Below are 14866 nucleotides of genomic sequence, written 5' to 3'. Positions count from 1 at the left end.
TTTAAAAACTATACAATTCATAGGAATATTTTATCTGTAAAACTTTTTTTATGTGATTATTCAGATATAATATATTGAGAGTAGATTATATATGACTTGCTTTGATTCTATTATCGTATTTAATAGAAAACTATAGAGAATTAGGTGACCGATATGATTAAAGACAAAAATGTAATTAGTCAAATGACACTAGAGGAAAAAGCATCGATGATGTCTGGGGGTAATTTTTGGAATACGACCGCTATCGATAGGCTAGGTATTCCATCGATGATGTTGACGGATGGCCCGCATGGTCTCAGAAAACAAGCAGGAAAAGCCGACCACATTGGAATGAATAAAAGTATTCCAGCCACTTGCTTTCCACCTGCTGCAACATTAGCTAACAGTTGGGATTTGGAACTGTTACAGGAGGTTGGGAGCTATATAGGAAAAGAGGCTGCTAGTGAACAAGTAAGTGTTTTACTTGGGCCAGGGCTAAATATTAAGAGAAACCCACTTTGTGGAAGGAACTTTGAGTATTTTTCAGAGGATCCCTATTTAAGTGGAAAGCTTGCTGCAACTATGATTAAGGGTATCCAATCCAATGGTATTTCTGCATGTCCTAAACATTTTGCGGTTAATAGTCAGGAACATCTGCGAATGACGATTGATGAAGTGGTAGATGAGCGTGCCTTACGCGAACTTTATCTGGAAGGTTTTCGTTATGCAGTAGCAGAAGGCAAGCCAAAAACGCTGATGACATCCTATAACAAGGTGAATGGTGAATATGCTAATGAAAATACCCACTTAATGCAAGGTATATTGTATGGAGAGTGGGGTTATGATGGTGTGGTTGTCACCGATTGGGGTGGAAATAATGACCGTGTCAAAGGTCTTTTGGCTGGTAATCAACTTGAAATGCCTTCAACGGGCGGAATAACAGACAAAGAGATTGTGGATGCAGTTAAGTCCGGCGAGCTTAGTGAAGCCGTCCTAGATAAAAGTGTAGATCAACTACTTTCTTTAATTTTTGAAACGAAAAAATCATTAGAGCACACAGAAAAGATTGATATAAAAGAACATCATGAAAAAGCTATTGATGCTGCTAGAAAATCAATGGTATTACTTAAAAATGAACAGGCTATTCTTCCGTTACAAGCAGATAAACGTATAGCGATTATCGGTGACTTTGCAAAAACACCGCGCTACCAGGGGGCTGGCAGTTCGCTTATTAATCCAACAATAGTAGATAATGCGCTAGATCGACTAAATGAATCTAATGTAAATATCGTTGGTTATGAACAAGGGTTTAAACGTTTTGGCGGGAAAAGCGCTTCACTAAAAAATAGCGCGATTAGTCTTGCTGAGAGTGCAGATATAGTTCTTTTGTTTCTTGGTCTTGATGAAGGTAGTGAAGCAGAAGGCCTCGACAGGGAAGATATGAGACTAAGAGAAAACCAACTAGAGTTGGCGGCTGCATTAACAAAAGTTCATCAAAATGTTGTCGTTGTTTTATCTGGAGGCTCAAGTATAGAAATGCCTTTTGCAAAAGATGTTAAGGCAATACTTCATGGCTACTTAGGCGGGCAAGGTGGAGGGTCTGCCTTATGCGATATTCTGCTCGGTAAGTATAACCCAAGCGGAAAACTAGCAGAGACGTATCCACTGAAATATGAAGATGTTTCTTCCGCACCTTATTATCCAGGAAAAGAGGCTACTTCTGAACATAGAGAGAGTATTTATATCGGTTATCGTTACTTTGACACGGCAAAAGTTCCAGTACTGTTTCCGTTTGGTCACGGATTATCCTATACGCAGTTTGCCTATAGTAATCTAAATATAAACGATAAACACCTGACGTTTACGATTAAAAATGTAGGAGAAGTCGCTGGGGAAGAAATTGCTCAAATTTATATCAGGGCGCTTACCTCTACAGTTTTCCGACCGAAGAAGGAGTTGAAAGGATTTACTAAAGTATTCTTAGAACCACATCAATCAAAACAAATAAGGATTGATTTGGAAGAACATGATTTTGCCTACTACAATACATCTATTAATGAATGGGCAGTGGAAAGTGGTAAGTATGAAATCCAGATTGGTAGTTCCATTGATGATATAAGGCTTACAGAAATCATAGATATAAAAGGTGATGATGCAGAGCATCCGTATGATAAAGAACAATTAAAGCACTATCATAATGCAGATGTTCACAACATCGAGGATCAGGAGTTTTCGCATCTACTAGGATATACACCACCAAATCCTTTATGGGATAGAAAGAAAAAGCTCGGCTATAATGATACGATATCTCAAGCTAGATATAAGAAAGGCACAGGTAAACTACTATATCTTAGTATTGTAATGACGAAAAAGATTCTTATGTTAGTAGGCAAACCTCTACAAGCCAATAATGTAATGTTTGTATTGAATATGCCTTTTAGACAAGTAGTCCGCTTTTCTCAAGGGAAAATCAGTAATAAGATGATGAATAGGTTATTGAAACTGATCAATTTCTGGTAGATTATATTTCTTTCTATATTAATTTTCGCTATACCATATTAGTTTAATATTACGAAATAAAGAAAATGGATTACCATAAATAGAACTCCATTAAAGATTGCTGAAATATATGCTCTAGTCATGGATTGATTAGGTAATAAACTATCTTTCAGAAAATAAGGCTAATGGTTATTTAACAGACCTAATTAAATCAGTTCGGTTTATAAGTTGCTCAACCATAAATAAAAGTATTTATAATTATTGAGCAAAAAGTTACGAAGGGGATAATGATGCAATTATACTACCAAAGTTATTTAAATGTTCTTAAAAGAAACTTTATGCTAGTTATTATGGCGTTAATTTTATTAATTATCACCTTTTTTATATGGGCTGGTTTTCCTTTTTTTATAATTGGAAGTGGAGTAGCAGGTTTAACCACTAATTTAGTGATTATACATTTTACTATTTCTATTTCAGGTGGATTATTGTTTTCTATGTACTTTGTGCCAATCAATTTTAAAGTCGCTAAGAATGTAGCCAAAATAAAAGTTCGCGGTGTAGTTAATTCATTTGTGCGTATTCAAATAATATGGATAATAGTATCTGCTATAATTTTCGAAATGTTTTTTTGCATCGTTCTTCAATTATAGTGTGAGTTTACGGAAATAATTTGAATATTAAGCTTCTTTAAAATAGGACAAGTGTAGAGATGGATTTTTGTGTAATATATTTATAGATTTTTATACAGTGAAAGAGAAACTCCACATGTTTAATGTGGAGTTTCTCTTTCCTACGTTAAATATCAATCAACAATTTCTATTCCCAGAAATGCAGCAAATTGAATTGCCTGGTATGTCGAAACTTTACAACCTTTTAAATTAGAGAAAGATAAAGTTAATGATTCAAAAGTAGAGGTGCTTATATCTATTCCTTTCAGTGATGTTTCTTCAAAATTGACACTATTAATGTTGCAAGAATTAAATTCAACTCTTTTAAATTTACAATCGTAAAAATCAGAACTCTCTAATAATATATCTTGGAATATAACCTTTTCCAGTTTTGAATTCCCGAATGAGGCTAAATTTAATAGAGAGTTATTAAACTCAACATTTCCAAATTTAGATTCTGTAAAATCTACACCTATTAATTTGCAATTTTTAAAGGTTGCTCTATGTATGGTAGACTTACTCATTTTAGCGTTGGAGAAATCACAGTTCTCAAAATAAACATCTGTGATATCAATGCCTGAAAAATCAGTGTTGTTAAACTTGCAATTTTTTAAAACCATCTTGTATAAACGAATTCTACTTAATATTTCGTTATCAAAAATAGAATCATTAACTTCACACAATTCTAACTCTAGTTCTTCCTCATATAATATATCTCGAAAAATTCTTGTAGGTAAATCAATTGGTAATTTTGGTGAATCGATCTTCATATTCTACCTCTATTCTCTTAATTTTAATAAATCCCCTATCATTACAATATAGAATTACAAATATGAATTAAAGTCTTTTCTTTTGTGTCTATTTATGTGCAAGGAGGATTTCACATGCCCAGAAGTTTTCTTAGTAGGTAAGAAAACTTGGCAAAATTATACAAATCATTCCAAAGATAACTGTAATATTATGTTAATATAAGACTAAGAATGAAAAAATAGAAGGGACTATTTTAATGGATATTAGAAAACCAAATGATTCTGAACTTGAAACGATTATTCAACTTTCCCCACAAGCTATAATTGATGGCACAATGGGGGAAGTAAATCCTACAAAAGAAAAAACCAAACAACTTATTGAACACTTAACGGAAAAGGGAAGTTATTATTTAATAGCAATCGACAATGACATACTAATGGGCTGGATCTTTATAGGGGAAAATAGAGATTCATTGACTGACAAGCAGAATGGTTTTATTTATGAATTATTTGTTCGAGAAGCTTTTAGAGGAAAAGGAGTAGCTAGACAATTAGTCCAAACTGCTATGAATCAACTTAAACAGAATGGGTTCTCGGAAGTTCGTCTGAGTGCATTTGCAGGGAATCATGTCATCAAACTTTATGAAAGAATGGGCTTTCATATTAGAACAGTGTCTATGAGTCAATCTTTATAAGTCGATCCCATTTTTGTATTTATACATTTAGAAATCGAAGGTGAAGTTTATGATACTGGTAAGTTCTTGTTTAGCTGGTTTAAAAGTAAGGTATAACGGTACGCATCGTTTAGATAACACGATACGCAAATTAGTTGAAGATAATAAAGCTGTAACTATGTGTCCTGAATTACTTGGTGGTTTTTCAACTCCAAGGGAACCTGCTGAAATAGTAGGGGGAGACGGGGAAGATGTACTTGACGGAAACGCTAAAGTGGTTGAGTTGTCAGGAAAAGATGTAACAGAACTTTATATAAAAGGAGCCTATGCTACATTGGAAAGAGCTAAAAAATTACATGTTACATTAGTTATTCTAAAAGAGGATAGTCCTTCTTGTGGCAGTTCAACCATATACAATGGTGAATTTAATGGAACAAAAATTGCTGGTAATGGAGTTACATCTGCCTTATTAAAGAGAAATGGTTTGCAAGTAATATCAGAAGTTCAATATGTCGAACAATTGGATTAAAACATGGTAAAAAGAAAAATCCTAAGCAAATTAAAATTAAACTCTTTTTACCTAATGAGAAAACATTTTCTAAGCTTGAGTTGGTAAATTTATTTAAGTTTATAAAAGTTCCAAAAAACAGGAGGTAAAATATGAAAAAATATCTATCTTTTAGTATGATAGCCATTGCTTTTTGTCTAGTACTAGGAAGTAAAACTACTGTTGCAAATGAGGCCTCTCATTATTCTATGGATGTGTTTAATGATAATGGATTTTTTATATGTGTAGATCCTGACGAAGGTGATCTAACGTAATAACCAGACTATCAATTCAAAGCAGAGCCACTCCATATATTTTGAGTGGTTCTTTTTTTTAGGAATTAACCTATTGGGTGTCAACGGTTCTAATACGCTTGTAAGAGATACATTCGGTATACGACTACAAGCAATTATTTTTAAATAATAGTAGGAAGATTTTGATTTTTGATGGTAAAATAGTACTATGCTTTAATTTGATTTGAATTTTATTAAACAACGGAAGAGAAATTATCTACAGAGGGGAAAATGAACATGTCCGTAGAAAGTTACATAAAGGAAAACGTTACACTATTAAATGGAAAGGTGCATATTGCGCCAGAAATTCCTGAGAAAAAGCTTAATAATGCTATTTCATCAATAGCTAATGAAGTCGACCCTGATTACATTCTTGCTATCGTAGATTGTTCTATTTTTGGTAGCGGTAAAGATGGTTTGGTCTTTCTAGGTGACGCAGTTTATGTTCGTGGAACGATGGAAAAACCAAAAGTGTTTAAGTATGAAACGATGGTAAGCGCTGAATATAAACTGACGGAAACGCAAAAAGATAACGGGAAAGTAGTTAAAAAAGAGGAAGCAATATTATATTTTCAAGAGGACCAACAAGAAACCATTACATCGAACTTGAATGGCATAAATTATGAGGGAATTGTACAAATCATCAATGGGATTCTTGAAGAGTCAGGGGAAGAAAAAGAGTATGTTTCCACAACGCAAACACTCCCTCTTGCTGAAATGGATGAGAATATTAAATTAACTTACATAAAACTAGTATGCAATTACGCATTCTCCAATGACGATATTATTGATGCAAATGAATATGCAGAAATTGTTTCTTTGATTACTAGAGTTGAGCTGGCATCGGAGAAGCGTCTCGAGTTGAGAAATTATATGTATAGTACAAGCGATATTGAAGGAAATGAAGCGTTAATACAATATATAATGAAACATGTGCCTCAGGGCAGTTTTGATATTGTAAAAAAATCATTGATAAAAGATGTATTGTTTATTTTCAGACTGAATCATGATACAGAGGAATGGTCTCAAGATGCTTTTATTGTAGAACTACAAAAGAAATTACAGATTGATGATGATCAAATCGAGTTGATTCTAACCGCAATTAAACATGATGAAGATATCTTAAAAGAACGAAAAAGTGACTCAGAAATAAAAAAAACAATGAAGGAATTAGCAGCAAAAGCCGGAGCGGTAGGTGTACCGATGGCCGCTATTTATTTTACAGGTTCCGTTATGGGGCTAGGCGCAACTGGTATCACATCAGGATTAGCTACACTTGGAATGGGTGGTATGTTAGGACTATCCAGTATGGCTACAGGTATTGGAGCAGCTGTATTAATCGGTGTTGGTGCCTATAAAGGGATAAAGAAAGTAACAGGAATCAGTGAGTTAGAAAATAATAAACAACGAGAAATTATGCTACAATCGATTATTAAAAATGCACAAAATTCTTTGAACTATTTGATTGAGGATGTGAATCAAATATCCCAGCAATTAATGGAAGAAGTTAAAAAAGGACAAGGAACTTCAATGAAAGTGGAGAAGTTATCAGCACTTTTAGCAAAATTAAGCAGAGGTGCTCAAGCAACGACTGAAAAAATAAGCCATGCTGAAAAAGAATCGGTTATTGCAAAATTACCACAGAAGGTAAATCTTTCTAGAATACAAGAATTGACGAATCAAGCAACTAGAGAAAAGCTACGTACATTTATTTTAAGTTGTTACACCGAATCAGAAGAGGTTAAGGAAGATGGAACGATACAGACTATCCTTCGGTTAAATAATCAACTTCCATTACTGACATTAGAACGTTTGTATGCTGTACTGGAAAACATCGGCTATACAAATGTAAAGGATGCCTCTATTGCATCAGCAAAAGGAGCTGCAAAGAACTTATTCAATAATTTTAGAGGGTAAAGGAATCTAATTATTTTGAGTTGGTGCTAGGAGGATGATTTGTTGAACAAAGAAATGAATGATAAAGTCTTAAAAGATGCCGCTAAGGCTTTGGTAGTACATAAAGAACAACGAACTAAAGTCGATAAGCAGCTTTCCAAGATAGGAGATTATCAAGAAAAACTGTCGCAGGTAAATACGGCAAACGAAGAGACATTAGATGATTTACTCATGCAAGCAGAGTCACTTCTTCAACAACAAGCAATGGACACTTCATTATCACAAATAGATATGGAAGAAGGGTTAAACCTAGTTTGTTTAACCGATGAGGAAACGAAAGCGGTGGAAATCGAACAACTGGAGTTATTAGAAACTGTTGCTGTAAAGAATACAAGTTGGGATGACTATTTAGAAAATATCGATGCATTTGCCGAGAAACATGACATTACTATGTCAGAGGACCCATTTGCAAGCTTGATGACCTCTGTAGAGAAAGCAGAAATTAGCGAAAGAATTCGTTTAGATTATACGATAGAGCAAGCGAACTGTGATAAATATGATTACGTAATTGCAGCGTCCTGTGGTGTTGCTGCAGGTTTGGTTGATAGTTTTTTTGTAGGAATGCCAGGAAAAAGTAAACTTGGCAACTGGACAGATAGCCAAACGGACAAGCTTGTCGAAAAGTTTGCAAAAATGGTATGGAAATCAGATAAAAAACAAGGGAAGAACTTACGGAAAGAACCAGATGGTATTGCAAGTGCCATTGGTTTTCTTGAGAACCGCTTCCGTGTTAATTATGATGCCCGTTATGCTTCTGATTTGGCAATGGGGGATAAAAAGTTAAAAATGAGTCCAAAAGATCATCACTTGAAATCACTGGGACATTCACCAGATTTAATTGGTTTATTCTTTTCGATACTAGATCAGTTTACTGGAAAAGCCAGTTTTGTTTCTGATGGACAGCTTATTAGGGTAAAACCACAAGAAAGAGGATCTGGCTTCGAATTGGAAGGTGCTAATTTCTTTGCTAAGCTTTTTTGTGGGTTTTGTAATTGGATAGGTCATATTATCTCGGATATTGCGGGTTCCAGTGGGACACGTGGACACAATGATGGACGGCGTGGACAAGGTGTTCCGATTCCTTTTTTTGAAATGTTTCAATTCTGTGATTTTAGTTCATTTCGTGATTCAAAGAGTGAAAATAGCATAAATCTGGCTGAGCTGATGTCGCATGTTTTTCAAAAGGGATATGATGCCCGTTTTGGAGCGGCGATGGCAATTCCTGTTGCCCTAAATGAAATAATGATACGCCTATTATGGGCTATAAAAAGTCGTTATTATCATCAAAGAAGTTGGAAAGATTCGATTCCATTTGGCAACCGACCAGAGCTAAGACGAATGTTAATTGTAGGCCATGGTTCCTTATGTGTTGTCGACGGAATAGATGCAGCCATTCGTTCATCCGGCCAACTAGTCAATTTTGCCCTTCAACTTAATGGGATAGCATGGTCAAGGTTCGCTTTCTCTGCATTACAAGAGATTCGTGCTGTCTATATTGCTAATTCCTTAGACCTCGTATCAATGGAAAAAGACCTTGAAAATGAATGGCAACAGTTATATGGTAAGGGATAAAGGGACAAGTTGTTGACACTTGTCCCTTTAATTATGTTCATAATTTCTAGTCCTATCGTATCAGTCATTTAACAGTTTCGTCTTTTAACAACAATATTAGCATCATTTTATAGCAATAATTACACATTTAAAATTTTCTAATATATGATAAGCTTACTTTTGTAACCGCTTTCTATATTTACAAGAGAAAGTGCTTATATGGTGTGCATATTGCTTAAAAAACTATTTAATGAGAGGAGCATGATCGAATGAAGTTAGTAAAGCGCATAGGAATCATTGGTTTAATCTTTATGCTTTCCTTTACGAGTCTTTTTACTTCAATTCCAATCAACATGGTTAAAGCTGCGACTAATTTTGAAAACGTTGTTATTTTTGAAGATAACTTTGATAACGACACAATTGGAGCTAAACCAGCTAATGTAGAAGTATCGGAAACGGGAGGAAATGCACGTGTAGTTGAAGAAGAAGGAACCGTAAATAAGCATGTGTATCTGGAGGATACATCTGACACGGAATCTGTATCTTTACAGAAAAGTTTCGAACAACTATCAGGCGTTGTCACAGTGGAAATGAGTTTTATGCAGCCGAGTTATACAAGCTCGACAAAGGTAATGAGATTAAAAGGAGATGGCAACTCCGTTACACTAGAAACAAAGGATGGGTATCTTAGTTATCGGAATAGTGATGACACCTACCAACAGTTAATCGAGGTGGAGGAAAATACTTGGTATGATATCAAGGTGGAAGTGGATTTAGATAACCAATCTGCGAATGTTTCCATAGATGATGCATTATTACTGGAAAATGCAGCCTTTTATAGCGCTGCTAGTACCATTAACTTCCTAGAAACCTTTACTCCTGGTAGCGGTGCAAAGGGACACTATATCGACAACCTTAAATTGTCTCAACAAGTTGAAGTTGAAAATCCAATTACCGCATTTGAACATGATTTTAACAGTGATGTAATTGGACAAGCGCCTTCTGATGTAGACATAATAGAAGCCGGTGGAACGATTACGGTAGATGACATTTTAGGTGCTGATAATAAAAGTGTATTCTTAGATGACACAAGTGAATCAGAACATGTTTCGTTGAGTAAATCTTTTCAAGACCTTGCTGGTAATGTAACAGCAGAAATGAGCTTTATGCAACCAAGCTATACGAGTTCAACAAAGGTAATGAGGATAAAGGGCGATGCTACCCCTGTTATTATAGAAACAAAAAATGATAGTATCACTTATCGAACTGGTAGTAACTATCAATCATTGGTAACGCTAGAAGAAAACACGTGGTATGACGTAAGAGTAGAAATAGATTTAGATGGACAAACAGCAGATGTTTATATTAACGATGAACTTACATTAGATGGTGCCGCACTTAATGAAACTACTACAAAGGTGAACTATATCGAAACCTTTACACCAAACAGTGGAGTAAAAGGGCATTATATTGACAATCTCAAAGTTACTGGATTTGAACCGGTAGTAGAGGAAGAACCTACAGAACCTACCGATCCCGAAGACCCCGGAACAGATGAACCTTCTGCGCCAGTTGAAGATGGTTCAAGTGGCGTGTATGAAGCAGAAAATGCACAAATCGATGCTGCCATTATCGATAACAAGCATGTTGGTTTCACTGGTACAGGCTTTGTTGACTACAGTCCAAATGCCCCTGGTGGATGGATTGAATGGACAGTAGATGTTCCTGTTGATGGCATATATAATCTGGATTTTCGTTATGCACATGGTGGAACAGATCAACGGCCTTCAGACATATCTGTAAATGGTGAACTTGTTCAAGAGAAACTAGCATTTGCTCCTTCAGGTGGCTGGGCAACGTGGGTCACTACATCGATGAAGGCAGAATTAAAATCCGGAGAGAATGTAATCCGTGCGACCGGTGCTGGTGCTAGTGGTGGAGCAAACATTGACCACTTAAAAGTACTGATGGAAGTTGATGATACTTACGAGGCAGAAGATGCTGTATTAGAGCAAGATACGGTAATTATTGATAACAAACATGTTGGATTTACTGGAACAGGATTTATTGACTATAATCCTAATGCTCCAGGAAGCTGGGTAGAATGGACGGTAGATGTCCCGGTTGAAGGTGAATATAATTTAGATTTCAGATATGGTCATGGTGGGACGGATAAACGACCGGCTAAAATTGAAGTGAATGGAGAAATAATTGAAGAATCATTAGCGTTTGATCCCTCCGGAGGCTGGGCAACGTGGGTCTACACATCAACAAAAGCACTGCTACAACCAGGTGAAAATGTGATTCGTGCGACTGGGGTTGGTGCAAGTGGTGGTGCAAACATTGATCATTTACGTGTCCATAATAAACCAGATAGCTCTGGTGACGGTCCAATTGATGTTGAGGACTCAGATATGGCTGAAGTGGTAAGTGACTTACAATTACAAAAGCTTAACAAATTAGGAATTGTTGCAGATGGACAACCAGATCAAGATAATGAAATTACAAGAATTGAATTTATGTCTTTAGTCAATGATGCATTTGGATTTGTGAAAGAAGAAAAGTTTAAAAATTTAAGTAACGAAACTTCTGTTTGGGAAATATCCCTAGAAGAGTGGTATTCGTATGTACTAGAAACAGCAAAAGATTCAAAATACATGGATGGCTTGATAAATGATGGAAAGGTTCATCCAAATCAAAAAATCACTAATCAAGAAGCAGCACAAATTATTACCAATATTACGGGTGATGCAACTAATTCTACCAATACAGATGTAATGACATGGAAACAAGCAAACGAAGTGATTGAACCTTATAAAGCAGAAAACAGCAGTGAATCCGTAAATATCGTTGGTGTTCATGCGGTTGCAAGTAATATCATTGCAGTTACATTAAATAGTCAGTTTGAGACGTTTGATTTTTCTGATATAGATGTTGTTGTGCCGACAAGACAATGGGAGCTACTATCCCCAGGGTTTGAAAACCTCCGTATCGATAAAGCTGCAAAAGGTACAAACAAATTTGGACAAACGGTTTTGGTTTTACACAGTCTTGATGAGTGGAATGAATACGCTGAGTATGAACAAGACATAGAAGAAGTAAGGTTTTCTGGTGATCTTGATCAAGCAATTGAAGAAGCTAATAACCTACTGACTTGGCAAATGGAACATGGTGGTTGGACAAAAAACTGGCCACATATTTATCAACGGGAGTGGGATGGCCAAGAGTCACGTTCAGAGTGGGTAGATAATGGAATGGAATTAGGAACGATTGATAATGATGCGACTATCGCAGAAATGCTACACATTGCACAAATGTATCAGGAAACAGGTGATATAAGATATAAAGAAAGTACTGAAAAGGCAATAGAATTCTTGTTTAATTTACAATATGACAGTGGTGGATTCGCACAGGTTTATCCTGCTCGCGGTAACTATTCTGACTATGTAACATTTAACGATGAAGCTATGATTAATGTACTGGAATTAATGGATTCAATTGTCAAAAGAGAATATCCGTTTGATTCCGATTTAATTAGTGATGCTTACCGGGTAAAGGTAGAAGATTCCATTGATATGGCAGTTGATTATATCCTGAACGCACAAATTAAAGTCGATGACAAGCTGACAGCCTGGTGTGCACAGCATCATCCAGTAACATATGAGCCAATGAAAGCACGTGCTTACGAGCATGCTTCCATTTCTGGACAGGAATCTGTTGGGATTATCCGCTATTTAATGTCTAGACCTCAAACAGAAGAAATCAATAAAGCTGTTACTGCGGCTCTGGAATGGTTAGATGAGGTAAAATTAGAAAATACAAGATATGTTAGTGGTGATCCAAATGAAGAATATTTTGTTGCAGATGATAATTCAACTGCATGGTATCGTTTCTATGAAATTGGCACAAATAAACCAATTTTTTCCGGACGTGATGGCGTCATCAAGCACGAAATTATGGAAATAGAAGCGGAACGTCGTAATGGTTATTCATGGGGCGGTCACTGGGCAACTCAATTACTTGAGATAACCCAGCAAACTGGTAATTATAACGACAAAGTTTTTGTACAAGTTGCCAGCACAAATTCTGTTGATACACTAGATAGAAAATTAGTGGAAGGTGAAATTAAAGATTTAGATGGGCAAATGAAACAAATGGGTGATATCGATAGTACGTTAACCGTTGCTAAAGATGGAAGTGGTGATTACGATACAGTCCAGGCTGCCATTGATGCAGTTCCAAATAATAATACAAATCCAGTGACTATCTATGTAAAAGATGGTACCTATAAAGAGGTTTTAACAGTTCCAGCAAATAAACCATTTATCACGATGATTGGTGAAAGTGAAGAGGGAACGGTTATCACCTACGATAACTTTGCAGGTCGTGATAATGGTGTAGGAGGAACACTAGGTACAAGTGGTAGTGCAAGTGTCTACCTAAGAGCAAATGATTTTCATGTAGAAAATGTAACATTTGAAAATTCTTTTGATGAAACTCTAGATGTGGATGGGAAGCAGGCTGTTGCAGTTTATGCAGCTGGCGATCGTCAGTATTTTAAAAATGTTCGATTCATTAGTAATCAAGATACTTTATATACTCACTCCGGTAGCCAATATTATACGGAAGTATATATCGAAGGTGATGTAGACTTTATTTTCGGTGGTGCCAGAGTTGTTATAGAAGATTCTGTTATTCATTCCTTGGACCGTGGATCAGATTCTAATAATGGTTATATCACAGCTGCAAGTACTATGTTGTCTGATGATTACGGTATGTTAATTAAAAATAGTAAACTAACAAGTGATGCCCCTGAAGGTACGGTTTACTTAGGTAGACCATGGCCAGCTGGTGGTAATCCAAATGCACGTGGTAGTGTTGTTTATATGAACAGTGAACTAGGTGCCCACATCAAAGAAGAAGGCTGGACATCCATGAGTGGTCTAGATCCTATGGACGCGCGTTTGTATGAATATCAAAATAACGGTGATGGCGCGGCAATCAATGAATCTAGAAGACAGTTAACAGACGAGCAAGCAGCTGAGTGGACAGTTCAAAATGTTTTAAATGGCTGGGATCCTTCCGCACTAGATGGTCCAGGTGAAGTGCCGGGGGATGGAGAAGAACCTGGTGATGGAGAACAACCAGGTGAAGTGCCGGGGGATGATGAAGGTCCAGGAAATGGAGAACAACCAGGAGAAGAACCAGACGATGAAGAAAATCCAAGTGATGTTAAAGATCCTTTGGTCATCAAGCCTGAAGTAAAGGATAATCGTGCATCGATAAGAGATAATTCTATTGAAAATGTGATGAAAGATGGAGAGTTAGTAATTGATTTGAGTGATTATGATTCTTCTGTAATTGTATCTTTTACAAAAGAGCAAGTTGAAATATTAAGGCAGAAAAATCTTTTGATTACTATCAAGAAAAAAGCAGTTGAAATTCAAATTCCTTCATCTATATTAACAGAGAACAAAACTGTTGATATTGGTTTAAAGAGAATGAAAGATATGGATATCGCATTAAGTGCTGTGTATGATTTCAGTATCAAACAAGGTGATATCTACATTACAAATTTTGATAACGATGTAACATTAAACTTTGTAGTAGATTCAGACAAAGTTAATGATTCAGGAAAAGTAAAGGTACAATACTGGAATCCAGATGAGGAAGAATGGCAAGCTGTTGGTGGACAATATGATGAAAATAAAGGACAAATTATAGTCGGAGTTAGTCACTTTAGTACATTCACAGTCTTTGAGACTACAAGCGAAATGTCTAAACAACCATCTGAAGAAACAACAGAAGACGATCCAATGACTGGTGATAAAAACACAAATCTACCTGATACAGCAACAAATACATTTAATTATTTGTTACTCGGTTTGTTTTTACTAGTAATTGGAGGACTTGCAATTTTATTCATAAGAAAAAGAAAGCATCAATAAAG

At 35.9% G+C, this 14866-nt stretch carries 9 protein-coding genes; 8 read left to right on the top strand and 1 reads right to left on the bottom strand.

What is annotated here, in order from left to right; translation table 11 throughout:
- The first annotated feature begins 153 nt into the window (after window positions 1–153).
- Window positions 154–2499, top strand: coding sequence for a beta-glucosidase family protein (locus QQS35_RS05015; protein ID WP_285930775.1), 2346 nt, complete (start codon window positions 154–156; stop codon window positions 2497–2499).
- A gap of 269 nt (window positions 2500–2768) precedes the next feature.
- Complete coding sequence (locus QQS35_RS05010) at window positions 2769–3128, top strand: hypothetical protein (RefSeq protein WP_285930774.1); 360 nt, start codon at window positions 2769–2771, stop codon at window positions 3126–3128.
- 152 nt (window positions 3129–3280) lie between these two features.
- On the opposite strand, the gene QQS35_RS05005 is transcribed toward QQS35_RS05010, so the two are convergent.
- Window positions 3281–3916 (bottom strand): pentapeptide repeat-containing protein, encoded by a 636-nt coding sequence (locus QQS35_RS05005; protein WP_285930773.1) that lies wholly within the window; start codon window positions 3914–3916, stop codon window positions 3281–3283.
- 236 nt (window positions 3917–4152) lie between these two features.
- Between QQS35_RS05005 and QQS35_RS05000 the strand changes: the two genes are divergently transcribed.
- The 6 genes from QQS35_RS05000 (at window position 4153) to pelA (ending at window position 14864) form a co-directional block, all read left to right on the top strand.
- A complete protein-coding gene (locus tag QQS35_RS05000; RefSeq protein WP_285930772.1) occupies window positions 4153–4590 on the top strand; it encodes a GNAT family N-acetyltransferase in 438 nt (145 codons plus the stop codon).
- Window positions 4591–4639: 49 nt separating this feature from the next.
- The gene (locus QQS35_RS04995) at window positions 4640–5098 is read left to right on the top strand and encodes a DUF523 domain-containing protein (RefSeq protein ID WP_285930771.1); all 459 of its coding nucleotides are present in this window, start codon (window positions 4640–4642) and stop codon (window positions 5096–5098) included.
- A 131-nt stretch (window positions 5099–5229) separates the two neighbouring features.
- Window positions 5230–5391: a hypothetical protein gene (locus QQS35_RS04990; protein ID WP_285930770.1), complete on the top strand. Its 162-nt coding sequence runs from the start codon at window positions 5230–5232 to the stop codon at window positions 5389–5391.
- A gap of 255 nt (window positions 5392–5646) precedes the next feature.
- Window positions 5647–7326, top strand: a complete 1680-nt coding sequence (locus QQS35_RS04985; RefSeq protein WP_285930769.1) for a hypothetical protein — start codon at window positions 5647–5649, stop codon at window positions 7324–7326.
- 42 nt (window positions 7327–7368) lie between these two features.
- Window positions 7369–8937: a hypothetical protein gene (locus QQS35_RS04980; RefSeq protein WP_285930768.1), complete on the top strand. Its 1569-nt coding sequence runs from the start codon at window positions 7369–7371 to the stop codon at window positions 8935–8937.
- A 248-nt stretch (window positions 8938–9185) separates the two neighbouring features.
- Window positions 9186–14864: a pectate lyase gene (pelA, locus tag QQS35_RS04975; RefSeq protein ID WP_285930767.1), complete on the top strand. Its 5679-nt coding sequence runs from the start codon at window positions 9186–9188 to the stop codon at window positions 14862–14864.
- Window positions 14865–14866 lie beyond the last annotated feature (2 nt).

Origin of the sequence: Aquibacillus rhizosphaerae (assembly GCF_030282825.1) — a bacterium.
In the GTDB taxonomy this organism is placed as follows: domain Bacteria; phylum Bacillota; class Bacilli; order Bacillales; family Amphibacillaceae; genus Aquibacillus_C; species Aquibacillus_C rhizosphaerae.
Note: the sequence above shows the minus strand (reverse complement) of the source record. Positions and strands in the feature narration are given on the sequence as shown.